This is a genomic window from Natronorubrum amylolyticum (genome assembly GCF_052040145.1).
Lineage (GTDB): Archaea > Halobacteriota > Halobacteria > Halobacteriales > Natrialbaceae > Natronorubrum.
The window spans coordinates 43,255-60,739 of record NZ_JBPPFW010000005.1; the positions used below are offsets into that span (position 1 = coordinate 43,255).

The 17,485-nt window shown below is 62.4% G+C and carries 17 protein-coding genes; 11 read left to right on the top strand and 6 right to left on the bottom strand.

Annotated features, from left to right (window positions below):
* Window positions 1–49: 49 nt before the first annotated feature.
* A complete protein-coding gene (locus ACSFDB_RS18030; protein ID WP_440772300.1) occupies window positions 50–1,495 on the bottom strand; it encodes a DUF6498-containing protein in 1,446 nt (481 codons plus the stop codon).
* 261 nt (window positions 1,496–1,756) lie between these two features.
* The gene (locus ACSFDB_RS18035; protein WP_440772301.1) at window positions 1,757–3,244 is read right to left on the bottom strand and encodes a PAS domain S-box protein; all 1,488 of its coding nucleotides are present in this window, start codon (window positions 3,242–3,244) and stop codon (window positions 1,757–1,759) included.
* Between the two features lie 135 nt (window positions 3,245–3,379).
* Here ACSFDB_RS18035 and serB point away from each other — a divergent pair, with 135 nt between their 5' ends.
* The 4 genes from serB to ACSFDB_RS18055 all read left to right on the top strand — a co-directional run bounded on the left by serB (window position 3,380) and on the right by ACSFDB_RS18055 (window position 7,060).
* Window positions 3,380–4,030 (top strand): phosphoserine phosphatase SerB, encoded by a 651-nt coding sequence (gene serB / locus ACSFDB_RS18040; protein ID WP_440772302.1) that lies wholly within the window; start codon window positions 3,380–3,382, stop codon window positions 4,028–4,030.
* 91 nt (window positions 4,031–4,121) lie between these two features.
* Window positions 4,122–4,883, top strand: coding sequence for a helix-turn-helix domain-containing protein (locus ACSFDB_RS18045; RefSeq protein ID WP_440772303.1), 762 nt, complete (start codon window positions 4,122–4,124; stop codon window positions 4,881–4,883).
* Window positions 4,884–5,200: 317 nt separating this feature from the next.
* The gene (locus tag ACSFDB_RS18050; protein WP_440772304.1) at window positions 5,201–5,926 is read left to right on the top strand and encodes a hypothetical protein; all 726 of its coding nucleotides are present in this window, start codon (window positions 5,201–5,203) and stop codon (window positions 5,924–5,926) included.
* 759 nt (window positions 5,927–6,685) lie between these two features.
* On the top strand, window positions 6,686–7,060 hold the full coding sequence (locus tag ACSFDB_RS18055) for a hypothetical protein (protein ID WP_440772305.1): 375 nt from the start codon (window positions 6,686–6,688) through the stop codon (window positions 7,058–7,060).
* Window positions 7,061–7,259: 199 nt separating this feature from the next.
* On the opposite strand, the gene ACSFDB_RS18060 is transcribed toward ACSFDB_RS18055, so the two are convergent.
* Window positions 7,260–7,634 carry a hypothetical protein gene (locus ACSFDB_RS18060; RefSeq protein WP_440772536.1) on the bottom strand — a complete coding sequence of 125 codons (375 nt, stop codon included), beginning with the start codon at window positions 7,632–7,634 and terminating at the stop codon, window positions 7,260–7,262.
* Window positions 7,635–7,799: 165 nt separating this feature from the next.
* Here ACSFDB_RS18060 and ACSFDB_RS18065 point away from each other — a divergent pair, with 165 nt between their 5' ends.
* The 3 genes from ACSFDB_RS18065 (at window position 7,800) to ACSFDB_RS18075 (ending at window position 10,758) form a co-directional block, all read left to right on the top strand.
* Complete coding sequence (locus ACSFDB_RS18065; RefSeq protein WP_440772306.1) at window positions 7,800–9,329, top strand: amidohydrolase family protein; 1,530 nt, start codon at window positions 7,800–7,802, stop codon at window positions 9,327–9,329.
* A gap of 289 nt (window positions 9,330–9,618) precedes the next feature.
* Entirely contained in the window at window positions 9,619–9,990 is a 372-nt protein-coding gene (locus ACSFDB_RS18070) for a hypothetical protein (RefSeq protein WP_440772307.1), read from the top strand.
* A gap of 153 nt (window positions 9,991–10,143) precedes the next feature.
* Entirely contained in the window at window positions 10,144–10,758 is a 615-nt protein-coding gene (locus ACSFDB_RS18075; protein WP_440772308.1) for a hypothetical protein, read from the top strand.
* 62 nt (window positions 10,759–10,820) lie between these two features.
* On the opposite strand, the gene metX is transcribed toward ACSFDB_RS18075, so the two are convergent.
* Both metX and ACSFDB_RS18085 read right to left on the bottom strand, forming a co-directional pair.
* Window positions 10,821–12,026 (bottom strand): homoserine O-acetyltransferase MetX, encoded by a 1,206-nt coding sequence (gene metX, locus ACSFDB_RS18080; RefSeq protein ID WP_440772309.1) that lies wholly within the window; start codon window positions 12,024–12,026, stop codon window positions 10,821–10,823.
* A gap of 12 nt (window positions 12,027–12,038) precedes the next feature.
* Entirely contained in the window at window positions 12,039–13,376 is a 1,338-nt protein-coding gene (locus ACSFDB_RS18085) for an O-acetylhomoserine aminocarboxypropyltransferase/cysteine synthase family protein (RefSeq protein WP_440772310.1), read from the bottom strand.
* A gap of 178 nt (window positions 13,377–13,554) precedes the next feature.
* Here ACSFDB_RS18085 and ACSFDB_RS18090 point away from each other — a divergent pair, with 178 nt between their 5' ends.
* Together ACSFDB_RS18090 and ACSFDB_RS18095 are read left to right on the top strand one after the other, a co-directional pair.
* Window positions 13,555–14,058: a methyltransferase family protein gene (locus ACSFDB_RS18090; protein ID WP_440772311.1), complete on the top strand. Its 504-nt coding sequence runs from the start codon at window positions 13,555–13,557 to the stop codon at window positions 14,056–14,058.
* A 144-nt stretch (window positions 14,059–14,202) separates the two neighbouring features.
* Window positions 14,203–14,541, top strand: coding sequence for a DsrE family protein (locus ACSFDB_RS18095; RefSeq protein ID WP_440772312.1), 339 nt, complete (start codon window positions 14,203–14,205; stop codon window positions 14,539–14,541).
* A gap of 23 nt (window positions 14,542–14,564) precedes the next feature.
* On the opposite strand, the gene ACSFDB_RS18100 is transcribed toward ACSFDB_RS18095, so the two are convergent.
* Window positions 14,565–15,221: a DUF6517 family protein gene (locus tag ACSFDB_RS18100; RefSeq protein ID WP_440772313.1), complete on the bottom strand. Its 657-nt coding sequence runs from the start codon at window positions 15,219–15,221 to the stop codon at window positions 14,565–14,567.
* A gap of 158 nt (window positions 15,222–15,379) precedes the next feature.
* Between ACSFDB_RS18100 and ACSFDB_RS18105 the strand changes: the two genes are divergently transcribed.
* Complete coding sequence (locus tag ACSFDB_RS18105; RefSeq protein WP_440772314.1) at window positions 15,380–16,603, top strand: MFS transporter; 1,224 nt, start codon at window positions 15,380–15,382, stop codon at window positions 16,601–16,603.
* A 128-nt stretch (window positions 16,604–16,731) separates the two neighbouring features.
* Window positions 16,732–17,304 carry a plastocyanin/azurin family copper-binding protein gene (locus ACSFDB_RS18110; RefSeq protein ID WP_440772315.1) on the top strand — a complete coding sequence of 191 codons (573 nt, stop codon included), beginning with the start codon at window positions 16,732–16,734 and terminating at the stop codon, window positions 17,302–17,304.
* Window positions 17,305–17,485: the final 181 nt, after the last annotated feature.

Genomic DNA, 17,485 nt, shown 5'->3' on the forward strand with positions numbered 1-17,485 from the left:
GCCGAATCGTTCGTACGACGACTCGCTGGTGGACGGGCAACCGACCCGACTAGCGACAGGCCAGCTTCCACAGCCCCGCCGGCACGAGCATGAGAAACGGCGCGTACACCAGCGCGTCGAGACGAGCGTCCACGGAGACACCGGGTGCGACGAGAAACGCGGCAGCCGTGAGGACGATACCGACGGCGAGGAGAACGGCACCGGCCGCGAGCGGACGATTGACCGGCTCGAGATCGGTCGTCGCAACCGGGAGTTCGAACACCTCGACCAGCCGCTCGGGATCGGTGACCGGGCCGAGCCGGCGCTCGGTCTCCGTCGATCGGATCCCGGTCGTCACCCGGATCGTCCGCGTCCCGAGCAACCGATCGGTTATCCGGTCGCCGACGACCGTCACGTCCCGGAGCCGGTAGATCGACGACGCCCACTGGGGCTCCTCCAGAACATGGTCGTACGCGACGATGTAGTCCCCGCGACGCTGGTACTCGAGCGTGCCGTACTCGAGGTAGTGGGTGGCGACCCGAATCCCGAGCGCGACGACCAACAGGAGGGCGGACGCGACGACGCCAAGCCAGAACAGTAACAGCGAGCCCGACCACGCCGTAACTGCGAGCACGATGAAGAGCCACATGGTCCCGAAGAAGGGGACGAAAAAGGCGACGGTCCAAATGGAGAGCAGGGCACCCTCGAGCAGGAGGGCGTTCCGCGCGGGACGAACCCGTTCGTCCGGCGCCGTCTCCGGGGCGCGAACGGGGTCCCGTTCGTCGGCTGACTCCGTCGGACCGGAGAACCACCCGACGAAACGAGCGACGAAGCGGTTGGCGGCGCTCTCGGTCTCGGTGTCGTGACTCGCTCGGAACGACGACCACTCGACGAGCAGCTTTAAACAGATGACGACGGCGAGGACGCCGGTCGACCCGAGTGCGGGAGCGAGGGGGATCAGAACGAACACCAGCACGAAAAGCTGTCGAGCGGGCGTCTCGACGACGGCGTACGGCGAGACGCGTTCGTACTCTCGGCGGCCGAAGTACTGCCGTCTCGTCTCCACGAGCTGGCCGCCGACGAGCGCGAGGAGTCCGAACAGGACGTCCGGCCGCGTCAGTCCGGAACCGCTCTCGAGGGTCAGCGACAGAACGACGACGAGGAAGACGCCGTACAGCACGAGTCCGCCGGTCACGCCGAGCGCGAACGGAACATTGCGTGGATAGATCGGCGGTAGGGAGTCGCTCACACGGACGCTGCCGCGTTTGGCCGTCAGACTCGCCTCAGAGACGGAGACGACGCCGTCGCGGTCCGTCGGCGGCGGCCGCTGGGCGAACAGCGCCTTCCCGCCGGCGAGCACCAGCGACAGCAGAATCTCGAGGCCGTAGAGGAACACGAGCGTCGCCGGCTCCCAGCCGAGCCAGAGGACGCCGGCCAGCGGCAAGAGGTTCGCGAGGAGGATCGGCCTGAAATCGTCCAGATCGCCGCGTCGATCCGAGGGTGACGGAGAACGCATCGATACTCAGTGCTGTCGACTCGTTCCGTTCAGGTGACAATAAATGATCTGGTCGCGGGCGAAATCGCCACGCTGAACGCGAAACGGTGCCACGGCCGACCACCCCGACTCCCGGACCCCCGATGGAGAGAATGACACGACCGAGGATCACTGCTCCGTAGAGCGCATTCCGTAGACCTCGCGCCGCAACGAGGCGGCCGCCGAGTCAGCGTTGTGATATCGGTGATCCGTCCGCTGCGAGGGCTGCTCCGGCGAAATGGCTCAGTCCTCGAGGTCGTTCCGCCGCGGCAGCGTGATCGTCACGCGACTCCCGTTCGCCGAACAGGAGTCGTACGCTAGCGAGCCGCCGTAATCGTCGAGGATCAACTCGGTGAGCCACAGGCCCAACCCGCTGCCGTGGTCGGTCTGGGTCACCGGCTCCTCGTTGAAGATACCGGTCTGTTCCGTTTCGGGAATTCCGGGACCGTCGTCGGTAACAAAAACGTCGACCGTCTCGGCGTCGGCGGTGACGCCGAGTTTTACGACCGGGTGTCGCTGATCGGTGTGTTCGATCGCGTTCTCGATGACCTCGCGAAACACGGTCGCCAGCCGCTCGTCGGCGGTAACCAGCAGGTCGCCCTCGTCGGGACGGACGATCGTGCTCTCGGGGTAGGCGTCACGGAGTTCGTCGACGACCGCGGACAACACCGGTTGTAGGGCGACGGGATACTGTCGCGTGTGGCGCTCGAGCGTCGAGTCGGCCAGCTTCTTGGCGGTCTCGGTCGTGTCGATCAGTTCGGCGGCGGTCGCGGCGATTTCGGCCGCGTACGCCCGAAACTCGTCGTCGACGTCGGACGCGAGCATCTCCGCGTAGCCGCTGATGACGTTGAGATCGTTGCGGAGGTTGTGCCGGAGCAGCCGATGGAGGACGTGTAAGTGTTGTTCCCGGGTTCTGTGACCGGTGATATCCCGTCCCTCGGGGAGGAGCCAGCGGATCTCGTCGCGGTGGTCCATCACCGGACGGACGGAGAAGTCGATGATCGCCGTTCGGTCGCCCCCCTGGACGCGAACCTCCTCCCGAAAGAACTCCCCATCCCTGGCGCACTCGACACCTTCACGGGCGATACGGCGCGCCCGGTCGGACGACCGAAACCAGAACGAGTCCCAAAGCGGCGTTCCCACGAGGTCGTCGCGCTCGAGTCCGGTCGCGGAAAGCGTCGTCTCGTTGACCTCGAGCAGCGTTCCCTCGCGGTCGAGCAAGCCAGTGAACTGGTAGGTGTTGTTGAAGACGGCCTCGAACCGCCGTTCCCGAAGTTTCCGTTCGGAGATGTCACGGAAGAGCCCGGTAAACAGCCGGGGATCCTCGCTTCGCGGATGCTCCCAGAGGCTGATCGATACGGGGACCTCGTGTCCGTCCTTGTGTACCGCCGGGAGTTCGACGCCGTCCCAGTCGATGTGTTTGTCGCCGGTTCGGATGTACGCCTCCAGTCCGGCGACGTGGGCCTGCCGGAGCCGCTCCGGAATGACGGTTAGTTTCGACTTGCCGATAAGTTCGTCGGGCGCGTAGCCGAGAATGTCCTCGATCGCCGGATTCGCGAACACGATCGTGTGATCCTCGGCGATCGTAAGCACCCCCTCGGTGGTGTTCGCCACTAACTGACGAAAAAAGGAGCCCTCGTCGTACGCCGCGAGGGGGTCCGGCAACGAATCGGCGGTCCCGTCGCCACTCGATCCGGACCGATCCCCTACCCGCTCGTCCGGATTTGACACAGCAGTGAGGAGTAGTCGAGACGCTAAATAGTCTGTGGGTCTCGAAGCGACCTGTATCGTCGGTATCCACTCGAACGAATCGCGTGCGCGACGAAACCTGAACTGGTTTATTCGGGGCCGCACAACCGGCGGACGATGACAGTCGTCGCTTTCGACTTCGACGGGACGCTTTCCGACTCCGAGATGACCGTGCTGCTCGGCGACCGGTGTGGGGTCGCCGACGACATGGCCGAGATCACCGAGGCCTCGATGAACGACGAGATCGACTACGCCGAGAGCCTCCGCAAGCGGGCCGCGCTGCTCGAGGGCCTTCCCGCTGAAGACGCCCAGGCCGCCTTCGACGAGGTCGAACTCCGCGAGGGCGCGGCGGAGCTGATCGCCGAACTGAACGAGGCCGGCGTCACGACCGCGATTCTGACCGGCGGGTTCGAACGCGGCGTCGCGAGCGCACTCGAGCGCGAGGGCGTCTCGGTCGATCACATCGTCTCGAATCAGCTGCCGATGAACGACACTGAAGACGAACTAACTGGCGATGTAACGGGCTCGCTCATCGAGGGAACCAAAGACACCGCCCTCGAGAATCTCGCGAGCGACGTCGGGGCCGACCTCGACGACTGCGTCGCGATCGGCGACGGCGCGAACGACCTGCCGATGCTGAAGGTTGCGGGTCTCGCGATCGGCTTCGAGCCGAAACCGGCCGTCGAACCTCACTGCGACGTCGTCGTCACCTCGATGGCCGAGGCCCGCGACGAACTGGTCGCAGACGGCGTGCTCGAGGAGCGCTGACTCCGTTTAGCCTCTCGACGACGAGCGTGCGAGCGGGGAGTTGGGATATGCCAACGGGACGTTGATACCGCCGTACCGCGTTGGGATTCGTATGCGCGAATTCGCCTTTACGATCACCTACGAGCAGGGCGCGGATCACCTGATGGACGCTTTTATCGACCATCCGGGCCTGTACGCGCGGACTGTCTCCTGTCACGCGACCGCGGAGACGATGTGGCGACTCGACGAGGTGACGGGACCGCGCGAAGCGCTCACCGTCTACGACGATCGGTTGGCAAACCTCTCTCGGTGCTCGAGCGTGCGCGGGATGGGCGGCTGTCCGATCGACTGGACCTACGAAACCCTCGCCGAACGGCCAACGCGTCGGCTCATCTACTCCCGGCAATCGGAGGGCGACGGCTGCCGATCGGTCCCCTACCTCGCCGCGACGCACCTCGAGGACGGCGTCCTCTGTCGGGCCGAACAGCACGGCCACGAGTACAAGTGGCGCATTCTCGCCGAAGACGATGCCGCCGTGCGGCCGATCTACGACGAACTCAACGAGCACCTGCGCGAGGGTCTCACCCTCGAGTTCGAACGCGTCAGCGGCGCACAGGAGTGGCCAGACGAGCACGCGACGCAGGCGGAGTTACCCTACAAACAGCGCGAAGCCCTCGAGTTGGCCGTCGAGTACGGCTACTACGACAGTCCGCGACGTCATTCGATTCAGGAGATCGCCGAGATCGAGGAGATTCCGACCTCGACGCTGCAGTACCGCCTGACCCAGGCCGAATCCTGGCTCGCGACGACGTTCGTCTCGAGCGAGACGGGCGACCCGGTCGTGCAGGCGATGGGGATGACGGCCGACGATTGATCGACACGAGTGGACACTGATTCAGCTTATTGACCGGCGACCGTTCTATTAGATTTGATTAGGGTTCGTAGCATCGTGCTGAATACACAGCGCGAGTCTTGCACAGAGGGTTCGAGGAAGGCCGACTATTCAGATCGCATATACAATCTCTTACTGCCAGTATCGTCAAGATCGTCGATAGTGACTTTGCTCTCTCGAAAGACGAAGGTGGTGAGACGGGCTGAGGCTTTTACAACAGCTGGACGGCAGAGACGAGTCGATTAATCGCTCGTTCCGAGCAAGATATCTATTGGCAGGTATCCCTTAGTAACAGGAGTATGAATGAAATCATCACTGTTATAGTAATCCTGTCGGCCGGGATCACGATGATTGCGTATTCTATCAAACCATTTCGAAAATTGAGAGCGATTAAAAAATCAGATGAAATATCGATAGCAGCAGCATTATCTCGGGGAGATATGGTACAAATAAGTGGGACTGTTATAGGCTATGATAATTCGATAAAATCCCCAATCGAAGACAAAGAATGTGTTGCATATGAATATAAAATCTCTAAGACTTCAAGAGATAGTGCAGATCCAGAAAACGACCACTATTGGAAAGATTTGCAAAACAGAAAAGGAGCCGTTGATTTCATGCTTGAGGATCATACCGGAACGGCTCATATACATTCAAATGGTTCTGAGATTTCACTCACACACGATTCGAGATACACAATATCTGATTCATCCTCAGTCCCGACTACAGTCACAGGAGACCCGATCCCGTTCGATCCAACAAACTTTGAATTCAAAGACAGGTTGCGATTTAGTGAAGGCACGATAAGGCCAGGTGACTGGATATCTGTCATTGGAATATTTAGTGAAAGCAAAACGGAAGATCGTGAAGATGTTGAAATAACTTCTGATAAAATAGCGTATATATTTGATAAAGATACTGGAGACAAAATTAGTAGTTTACAGAAAACAGCAATTAATACATTCATATTTGGCTTTGTCTTCGCATCTTTTGCAGGTATCTATGTTGTTTTGGAGCTTCTGTAGTAAAATCAAGCATCTCTAGTAGAGCTATGATTTGAAAGTTGAAGCCATTATCACCCAGAAAAGTTCATCAGGTGTAAGGACCATATATAGTGCGATTGTCGTTTAGGCTATGGTTCTTCTCTCAGATTGTAATATGACAGGTTTACAGTTCGAGTAGCACAGCCAATTCAACAGATCGGGAACGGAATGAACACGGCCACCGTGCTGCATTCATCCTCTGTATCTTGCACGTGCTTTCTACCAATTTCAGGACAGGTCGAACGAGCCTTGCTGAACCCACAGCGCGAATGTTGCACGACATTTGGCTCGGTCTGCGAAGGTAGTGATCGCTCAGTACAGGCTGAAGCGTTACCGCTGCGGTCGGAGTACAAGCGCTGCACCCGCGAGCGACCAACGGGAGCGAGCGGCCTTTTTAGCGTAGATTTTTGCGCCCAGCGCGGGACCATAGGTCCCGCGAGCCGTGCGAACGGGCGCTTCGCGCCCGTGAGCAGACGAGAGGTTCCGAACGAAGTGAGGAATCCCGAGGCGCAAAAAGGTACGTATGCAGATGTGTGCAGCACGAGGGATTCGTTTGTTTCCCATCGAATCCAGTGAACCACCCGCTCAGTAGATCCGCGAAGCTAACGCTGTTGTTTTTATTAGATAGGTATAGTGTTAGCAGAGCGCTTGAATAAAAGCACAAACTGACCAAATAGGAGAACCAAGATTGCTGTCTGACCTAGAAGAAAGTACTTATGCAATCTTTTCAAGAATAATGATATGAAACGACGCATACTGCTCTCAACAGCACCTCTCCTGATAGGCATTTCAGGGTGTATTGAAGGGAGTGAGGAGAACGCCCAAACTGACAGAGATAACGAAGTATGGCCGGCAGGAGCAAATCTGGTGTCAATATATGTTAACGAGGATTTCAGTAGCAAGCTTATCCTCGAAGCCGATTGTCGAGACGGAAAATTTAGTATCGAACCAGGTGAAAGCCTCAGTATTGACCGTGAGATAGACGGTGAATCGTGTAGGTTTCAGCTTCTCCATGACGATGAAGTGATATATGATGTCCATGTTTCTGGAGCAACTTCATATAGCTTGTCGGTGGAGGAGGATGGAGAAATAATAAGCGATCCGGCAGAGATTTGACTGGCAGGCGAGTCTGCCCCGCTGTATCCGACGTGGGATTCTTGGCACATATTTGAGAGTTTAGACGTTGCTCCGCTACTTCTTTGACCTGTACTGATCGATTGAAAGATTGCAATCCGGACACCACCTGTACAAGCGCGGTCTGTATTCAGCACGACGTCTGAAAACTGTCACTGAGTACTAATTCTGACAGAATCAGCTACTCAATACTCGAGAGTACAAACGCGGTCCAGGCGAGCGCCAACACGCCGTACACCAGATCGCGGCCGTACACTGGCGGGACAAACGCGACCCAGAGCGCGCCGGCAGCGACGACGGTGAGCAGTCCTGCGACGAGGCCGTTTCCGGACAAGCGAGGGTGAACGATCCCCCGCACCCTGTCGGTCGAATACCGCCAGAACAGTACTCCCGAGCCGATGCCCGCGATCACCATGACTGGCGTCATCCACGTGAGCGTCGGTACGACGAGTCCGGACTGCGTCCCGCCGACCAGCAACACGGCGGAGAGGACGGCGAGGGCGAGCGCCTCGAGCGCGAATCGAACGGGGGACGAGCGGGCAGCGTACGCGGTCATCGTCAATACATGTAAACGTTCCATCGTCTTTCTCATAGTCGTTTCGGTCGTCGGACCGCGCAGAATCCGTCCACTCGAGGCATCTGTCACGCCCCGGCGACGAGTTGGAATATACCGAACGAAATTCCAACTCCACTCGGGCGGTACAGTCGGGTGAGAACAACGATGCAAGCAGACGACAACGGAACCGACTCGAACGTCTCGCGGCGGAACTACCTCGGACTCAGCGGTAGCGCACTGGCGGCGCTTTCCTTCGCCGGCCTCGGCAGCGCACGCGAGGACAACCCTGGGCGCGGACGCGGTCGTGGAAAGGGACCAAACGACGGGAACGGACTCGAGAACGGACGCCTCCTGATCGAAAACGGCACGATCGTCACCGTCGACGAGGAGTACGGCATTCTCGAGAACGCGAACCTGTTGGTCGAAGACGGCCGAATCGAAGAGATCGGCCACGATATCGACGCTCCGAACGCGGAGACTATCGACGCCAGCGACGCCATCGTCTTCCCCGGCTTCGTCAACTCCCACCACCACACCTGGCAGGCGGGCGTCCGCGGCGTCGCCGGCGACTGGTCGTTCATGGAGTACTTAGAGACGATGCTCGGCGAGATCAGCAGCCACTACACGCCCAACGACGTCTACCTGGGCAACCTCTTCGGCGCACTCGAGCAACTGAACGCGGGGACGACGACGGTCATGGACTGGTTCCACGTCGCCAACTCGCCCGGCCACACGAACCGAGCGATCGATGGACTCGAGGACGCGGGCATCCGCGCCGTCTTCGCCCACGGAACGCCCGGCGACGACAACGAAACGTGGTGGGACGAGAGCACGGAGCCCCACCCGGACGATATCCGTCGAGTGCACGACGAGCGATTCGCCGACGCCGACGAGGACGACCTGCTCACGCTCGCGATGGGAATTCGCGGTCCCGACTACTCGAGCGACGAGGTCGTCACCCACGACATCGAACTCGCGCGCGAACTCGACATCCCCGCCTCGATGCACATCGGCTCGCTCGGCCCCGGCGGCGTCGAGACGCTCGCGGAACTCGACCTCCTGGGCGACGATCTGAACTACGTCCACGGCAACCGCCTCACCGACGAGGAGTTCGAACTCATCGGCGACTCCGGCGGTTCGGTCTCGATCACGCCCGAAGTCGAGATGCAGATGGGCATGGGGATGCCGCCGCTCCGGGAAACGCTCGAGGGCGGCGCGGTTCCCTCGATCGGCGTCGACATCGTCTCGAACGTCAGCGGCGACATGTTCACCCAGACCCGAACCGCGCTCCAGACCCAGCGCGCACTCGACAACCAGCCGACCGTCGAAGCCGGCGAACAGGTGATGGAACTCTCGCTCACCGCTCACGACGCCCTCGAGTTCGCGACGATCGAGGGTGCACGCGCACTCGGCCTCGCGGACGAAGTCGGCTCGCTGACGCCGGGTAAACGCGCGGACATCGCCATGATTCGAACGGACGACATCAACACGGTGCCATCGCACAACCCGGTCGAAACGATCGTCTTCCAGTCCGGCGTCGAAAACGTCGACACCGTGCTGGTCGACGGGGACATCGTCAAACGCGACGGCGACCTCTACAACCAGACCGGCCGCCGACACCAGCACCAGCTCGTCCAGTCCGGCCGCCGCGTCCTCGAGCAAAGCGGCCTGCTCGAAGAATCTAGTACCAACTGAACCTGTTTACACACCAATCGCACAGCCATCGTGCGATTGGGTGTACACTGACGTTCAATTGTTACGATAGCGGACGACCACCAGACGCGCCGAACGATCAGACCGTGGGCACGCGGAACCGTCCGGCGCGCGGAGACAGCACTCCGAACCGGTCGTTCGAAACACCGGCTTCCGTCGCATTCGAATCAACAGGTCGATCGCCGAACTGGTCGTACACAGCGAATATACTGCCTCAGAACCGATTTCGAGACCGAGAACGTTATTAACTCGACGTCGAGTAACTAGTTCCATGATGTGGCAAGACCTAATCTTCATGATCGGCAGCGGCCTTTCGATCGTCTTTCTCGCACCGACGCTGCGCGACGCGACCGCCCGCGTCCCGCTCGGCACGAGCCTGCCGTCGATGGGGATCGGATTCGTCTACGGGGCGACGTTTTTCACCCTCGGCATGACCTTCTCCGCCGCCGGCTCGCTCGCGGCCGGGACGATGTGGGCCCTAATCGCGATGATCCGTTCGCCGACCGGTATGGGGATCTCGGCGCGACTGTTCCGCCTCGAGAGTCCCGGCCTACTCGCGGCCGACCTTCGGCGCTGGATCAACCAGCAGCGCGCCGAGCGCTCGCGAGCCGAACAGTTCGTCTCGTCCGACCACGGCTACTAACTGCGTCTCGTTTCGATACGCGATTCCGACGCCGGTTCATCCGCTATTCCTAATGCACAACGGTTCCAACTGAGTCGCGACTTTGGAACACAAATCAGTGCAAGTGAAAGTCTTATCAGAAAGGATGAATGTCAGACATGGGAGTCGGTTACCATGTCAGATTCGAACATCGAAGCGGAGGGAACCCCCGCAGGCGACGCAGACACCCCCAGCCAGGGACAGCCCACGCAGTCCGCCGTCGACGAGGAGTCGATCACCGACCTGCTCACGGAACCGCTCACGCAGGCGTACGTTAAGGCGATCGTCGCGCTCTACGCGCTCCTGGGTGCCGGGATGGGGCTGTTGGTCATCTTCTACGACATTATCGACGAGTCGGTTTTCGATATCAGCGGCACCGGAGACGGCGCTACGTTCGCCTTCGTCGGCGTTCCGACGAGTGGTGCTCCACACATCGCCGCGGTTCTGGCGTTGGTCGTCGGGGGGTATCTCGCCGTTCGCATGGCAGCGGACGACAAGCAGACGATGATCACGGGTGCCGCGGGTGCATTGGCGGGTACGTTCCTCCTCTGGTTCTCGCAGCGTCACAGATGGACAGTACGAGCGTCGAGTTCAGCGGCCTGCTCATCAACGGGATCGTCCTCGGACTGCTGGTCGGCGGAATCGCCGCCGGGACGGTATACATCATGCGCAACCTCGTTCCCGACGTGCAGGAACCGTCCACCTGATCGGCGCAACCACCAATTTCGCAGCTATCGTACCGAACGATAATCAGTCAGAAACGGTGATCAACTCCGGGCTCACAGTACCGTTTTCGAGACGTTCTCGTCCAGTTACTCTGAGAAGAGACTCGTGTGAACCGGCGCGAACGATTCGGGCTCCTCGGGTTCCGACTCGGTGTCGGTGATCGTCCGCCCGGCGAGTCCCGCCTCGAGCAACTCCGAGAGCGGCGGGCCGACCTTCTCGGGTTCGACGAGGAAGGCATCGTGGCCGTGATCGGACTCGACGACGTGGTGGGCGACGTCGACGTCGGCTTTGCGACAGGCGTCGGCCAACGCTTCGGATTGCTCGACGGTGAAGTGCCAGTCGCCGGTAAACGAGAGCAAGAGGAGTTCGCCCTCGAAGGCGGCCAGCGCGTCGGCGTCGGACTCGTACCCCGCCGAGAGGTCGAAGTCGTCCATCGCTCGGGTCATGTAGAGGTAGCTGTTCGCGTCGAACCGGTCGGTGAACTTGTCCGCCTGATAGTCCAGATAGGACTCGACCTCCCGATACGGGAAGAAGGCGGCCGCGGGATCCGGCGGCGTCTCGCGGACGGCCTCCCGGCCCGCCGATCGGCGGCCGAACTTCCGGGACATCGAGGCCTTCGAGAGGTACATGATATGACCGATCTGGCGCGCTCGAGCCAGTCCGTCGTCGGGTCCCGGCCCGTCGTAGTAGTGACCGCCGTTCCAGTTCGGGTCGCTGGTGATCGCCCGTCGGGCGACGGTATCGAGCGCGAGACACTGCGGGTCGAGTCTGGCCGCCGTGGCGACGCCGGCAGCGCGCTCGACGTCGTCGGGGTAGCGCTGCAGCCAATCGAGGACGTTCATGCCGCCGACGCTGCCGCCGACGACCGCGTGGAGGCGGCCGACGCCGAGTTCGTCCAGCAGCTGTCGTTGGGCGCGGGTCCAGTCGCCCACCGTGACGGGCGGGAAGTCGGTACCGTAGGGCTCGCCCGTCTCGGGATTCTCGCTCGAGGGGCCGGTCGTGCCGTAACACGATCCCGGCGCGTTCGCACAGACGACGTAGTACTCGCTCGTGTCGATCGCCTTCCCGGGACCGACGACGTCGCCCCACCAGGCGCGGGCCTGTCCCGCCGTGTCGCCGCCGGCGTCGGGCCGGCGGGCGACGTGGGAACTGCCGGTCAGCGCGTGGCAGACGAGCACCGCATTATCGCCGGTGAACTCGCCGTAGGTCTCGTAGGCCACCTCGAGGGACGGAATCGTCTCACCCGAGCAGAACTGGAACTCGCCGAGGTCGATGGTGTTTTTGGTCGTCATCGGTATCTGGGTTCAGTCGCCACCTGCGTCGGTCGCCGCTCGCGTCGCCGCGTCGATGGCCTGCTCGAGGTCGGCGAGGATGTCTTCGGGATCCTCGATCCCGACGGACATCCGGATAAGGTCGTCCGTCACGCCCGCTTCCGACCGTTCCGCGGGCGTTAGCTGGCCATGCGTCGTGCTCGCCGGATGGATCACGAGCGTCTTCGCGTCGCCGATGTTCGCGAGGAACTGGGCGACCTCGACGTTCTCGCAGAAGGCCTTGCCCGCATCGTATCCTCCCTCGAGTCCGAAGGCGACCATCCCGCCGAAATCCTCGAGATACCGCGAGGCGTTCTCGTGCGTCGGGTGGTCCTCGAGGCCCGGCTGGGTGACCCAGGCGACGTCGTCGTGGTCGACCAGGTAGTCCGCGACGATGGAGGCGTTCTCGCAGTGTTTTGCGACGCGTAAGGGCAGCGACTCGAGTCCCTGCAGCGTCTGCCAGGCGTCGAAGGGAGATTGTTGGTTGCCGAGGCTCCGGAGGGAACGGAATCGCACCGTCTCGGCGAAGGGCGCGTCGGGGAAGTCCCGCGAAAAGTCGACGTCGTGGTAGGCGTGGTTCGGGCCGGCGATCTCGTCGTAGCCGTGTTCGCCCCAGGGGAAGGTGCCGCCATCGACGAGGATTCCCCCGACGGTCGTGCCGGAGCCGTGGAGCCACTTGGTCGTCGATTCCCAGACGACGTCCGCGCCGTGCTCGAGCGGGCGACAGAGTGCCGGCGTCGCGAAGGTGTTGTCCACGACGAGCGGCACGCCGTGCTCGTGGGCGATTTCGGACACGCGCTCGAAATCAGGTGTCACGAGGGAGGGGTTGCCGATCGTCTCGACGTGGACGAACGCGGTGTCCTCGTCGATCGCTTCCTCGTAGGCGTCGTACTCGAGGGTCGGAACGAACGTCGTCTCGATGTCTCGCCGGGAGGCCGTCTTCGAGAAGTAGGCCGTCGTCCCGCCGTAGGTGTCCGTCGAACAGACCACGTTGTCGCCCGCTTCGGCGAGGACGAGCACCGCGGAGTCCAGCGCGGCCATCCCGCTTGCCGTCGCGACCGCACCCGCGCCGCCCTCGAGGGAGGCGAGGCGGTCCTCGAGGGTCGTGACGGTCGGATTGGCGATTCGAGAGTAGATGTACCCCTCGGCCTCGAGGGCGTAGAGGTCGGCCGCGGTGTCGGCGTCGTCGAAGACGTAGGAGGTGGTCTGGTAGATCGGCGGGGCCATCGCGCCCGTCTCGGGGTCGGGCGATTGGCCGGCGTGTACGCTACGTGTCCCGAGACCGCGCTCGGGACAGGGTCGCTCAGTCCCGTCGCTCGCGTCGTCGCTCATGTTTAGTATGCATACTACTGCACGTTCTTATGCGTCTCAGTAACGGCAAAAACCGCAGCCGATTCGGGTGGATTGACACGCGGAGCGGGGACCGATTCGGCGGTGCCGTGTGATCCGCCCCGGCTCGTCGGTCGGGTATAACACCTCGCACGGTGAATAGGCGAACGGAGAGTTTCCAATGGCGTCACCACCCGTGCTGCTGAAGACAGCGGTGTTCACCGTGCTCGTTCCGGGAACCGTCATCGAGGGCATTCCCCGAGTGCTCGCTCGATACGATCGCGAGTCTCCGACGCTCGACACCCGCGGAGCCAAGGTCGTCGGAGCCGTCTCGTTCGTCGTCGGCGCGCTGCTGTACCTCCACACCGCGTTGCGGTTCTCGAGCGAAGGCGACGGGACGCCCGCCCCGAGAGACGAACCGGACGAACTCGTCACCGGCGGCGTCTACCGCTACTCGCGAAATCCGATGTACGTCGGAATCCTGTTGCTGATCGGGGGACAGGCGGTCCGATACAAATCGCTGCACGTGTGCTGGTGGGGGCTGGTCTGCTGGCTCGGCTTTCACCGACGGATCGTCGAGTTCGAAGAGCCACACCTGCGGGAGAAACACGGCGAGGCCTACGAAGCGTACTGTGATCGAGTCCCGCGCTGGCTGCCGCTCGAACGGCCGTTGAAGGAGTTTTGATCCCACAAGCGGTCGCTCCCGTTCCTCCCGGCCTGCACCACCCCCGCGAGAGACGTTGCTCGAGCGCCGACCCCTCGGTCGCGGAGTCGACCGTTACCGTTTGCAAGCCCAACCACTACTGCAGCGTGGGGCGGAGCCACGACTGTGCAAACAGTCTTCCACCTCATCGCGGCCGAACCGGACCAGCAACGGACGGCGCTGACTATCGCCGAAAACCTCACGAAGGACGATTCCGTCGACATGGACGACGTCGCCGTCGTCGCACAGGCCGACGGCATCGAACCGCTGACCGCGGGCGGCGAGGGCAGCGAGACGGTCGAGTCGATGCTCAAGCGCGGCATCTCGTTCAAGGCCTGCAGCAACACGCTCGATCTGAAGGATCTCAGCGAATCCGATCTCGTTGACGGTGTCGAGACCGTCTCCTCCGGCGGCGGCGAACTGACGCGCCTGCAGGACGACGGCTACGCCTACATCCGGCCCTAGGCGGGAGCCTGCGTTTCCCCGTCTCACTCGTGTTCGAGGCTCTCGAGCAGCGTGCGAACCGCACCCGACTCGGTCTCGAACCCGTGTACCTGCGGGTAGACCGCGACGCCGAGCACGAAGTCGTCGCCGTGCGAGACGGGCTCGGTAAGCTGGACGTAGACATCGAGCGTGGTTCCGGCGGGGATCAGCCTCGCCTCGGCGGTGTAGCGAACGAGCGCCGTCTCGGTTCCCAGTACCGACACCGACGTCTCGTCGACGCGCTGGACGTCCTCGAGTTCGTCGTAGCGGTCCTGCATCAACTCGATCAGTTCGTCCGTCGAGAACTCGCCGACGGGGTTGAACGTCCGACCGAGAAACGACACCTGCGGCGTCGTCAGGACGGAGACGACCGCCGCCTGCAAGCGCGACAGACCCGGCAGGTCGAGCGAAATCGCTCGATCGTACTCGGCGTACCAGTTGGTCACCGAGATCGTGCGCTCGAGGCCGAACCGGCCGACGGTTCGCTCGACGACGACTTCCTCTACCGTGTGCTCTCCGTAACCGGTCTCCTCGAGTGCCGACGGGGAGACGACCGCTGGCATCGACGAGAGCGAGTCCTCGAGCGCACCGGAACAGCCGGCGATCGCTCCCGCACCGGCGGTCGCTCCCGCAGCAAGCACGTCCCGGCGTGTGACTGTCATCGACTCATTCAGGTCAGCGGCGAACGAAAGCGTATCGGTTCTCAGCGAACGCTATCGGGAGAGCCGTGCAGGGTGATGTGCTCGAACCCACAAACGCCGACGGATTCGCTTCATCCGAGACGAACGACTTCATAGTCCCGTAGTATCAAGGGTGAGGCGTGCACTCGAGTGACCGCGACCGGGTCGTCCTCGCCGCCGTCGTCTTCGCCGTGCTGTTCTCCCAACTGTTGCTCTACCCGGGCGTCGGCACGCTCGTCGAGGTGCTGGGGGCCGACGAGACGGCGTCGGCGTTCGCGGCGACGGAACTCGACGCGAGCATGTGGTTTCTCGTCGCGGAGTTCGCCGCGTACGTCGCCTTCGTCGGCGTCTGGGGCCTCGCGAGCGACGTGACGGGGCGACGCACGCCCTTCATCGTCGCCGGAGCGCTGGCGGGGGCCGTCGGCTACGCCGCGCTGGCGGCCGTTCCCGCGATCGGATCGATCCCGTTCGAGGGCGTTCTCGCCCTACGAGTGTTCCAGGGCGCGATGACGATCGGGGCGTTCTCGCTGACGATGACGATGCTGATGGACTTGGAGGGCGGCCACGGCCGGAACATGGGCGCAGCCGGGATCGCGATCGGACTCGGGGCCGCCCTCGGCGCGCCGATCGGCGGCCAACTCACCGAACTCGACCCGCTCGCGCCGCTGCTGGGCGCCGCCGTCTTGCTCGTCTGCGTCGGCGCGCTCGTCACCCGTGTTGACGATCGCACGCCGGACAGTCGCCGGACCGCTCGTGCACTTCTCGAGGGCGTGCGGAGACGGCCGACGCTCTCGATCCCCTACGCCTTTGGCTTCGTCGACCGACTGACGGCGGGCTTTTTCGCGCTGGTGGGGACGCTCTACTTCCAGGAGGCGTTCGGCATCGGCCCCGCTACGACTGGGCTCTTGCTGGCCTGCTTTTTCGGGCCGTTCGCGCTGTTGCAGTACCCCATGGGCGCGCTCTCGGATCGAATCGGCCGAACGATTCCGATCGTCGTGGGGTCGCTGTGTTACGGGCTCGGCATCCTCGCGGTCGGCGCCGCCCCCTCGGTCGCGACGGTCGCGGTCGCGATGGTCGCCGTCGGCGTTCTCGGCGCGCTCGTCTCGCCGGCCACGATGGCGCTCGTCACCGATATCGCCGCCGAGAGCGAGCGCGGGATCGCAATGGCCGGCTTCAACGTCGCCGGCAGCCTGGGCTTTCTTGGCGGCTTTCTCGTCGGCGGCACCGTCGCGAGCACGTACGGCTACGATCTCGCCTTCCTCGTCGTCGGGAGCCTCGAGATCGTGATCGCACTGATCGCCGTTCCGGTATTCCTGCGTTGGTCGCTCGGGCGCAACGATCACCTCGATCACGGTCGTATCTGATCGCCGTCACGTTCTTTCCGATCAGTCGCTGGCCGAGAACTACCAGCAGGGCCACTGGTATGTAACCGCATGACAGCGTCACGATAGAGGGTATCAATTTTTATGTGCTCAACCCTAACCTTGGGTTGATGACGCGAGACAACGCAATTTCACGGCGAACCGCGCTGAAGCTCACCGGTGCGGCCGCAGCGACCGCGCTGGTCGCCGGCTGTGGTGACGACGACGACGATGACAACGGGAACGGCAACGGCGACGATGGCTTCGAGATCGAGCCCGGCACGGAGATCACCTTCGACGGTCAGCAGAGCGGCTGGGAAGGACTCTCACCGGACGAGATCGACGGCGAAGTGAACCCGACGCTCATCCTCCAGGAGGGTGAAACGTACGATATCGGCTGGACCGAAGGCGACGGCATCGCACACAACATCGAAATCTGGGACGAAAACGACGACCTCATCGAGGACTACGAGACCGAACAGGTCGAAGAGCCCGACGACGACCAGATGCTCGAGATCGAAGTCACCGACGAGATGGCCTACTACGTCTGCGAACCGCACGACGGTTCGATGCGCGGCGAGATCGTCGTCGAGGAGGGTGACGGCGGAAACGGTGACGACGAGAACGGTGAAGACGAGAACGGCGACGAAAACGGCGACGAAAACGGCAACGGCGACGAAAACGGTAACGGCGACGACGAGTAACGACGTCGCGACTCGCGCCGCGTTCCGACGGCGTCGAACCGTTGCACCACCCGGCATTTGTCTCGACTTTTTCGGCTCTGCGGGTCGCTTTTTTGGCGCAACTGACGGCGAGACTGCAGTCCGCGAGAGTCTGACAACCAGCCGACCGAGAGACGACAACGCGGCGGGGTGAGGGCCGCAG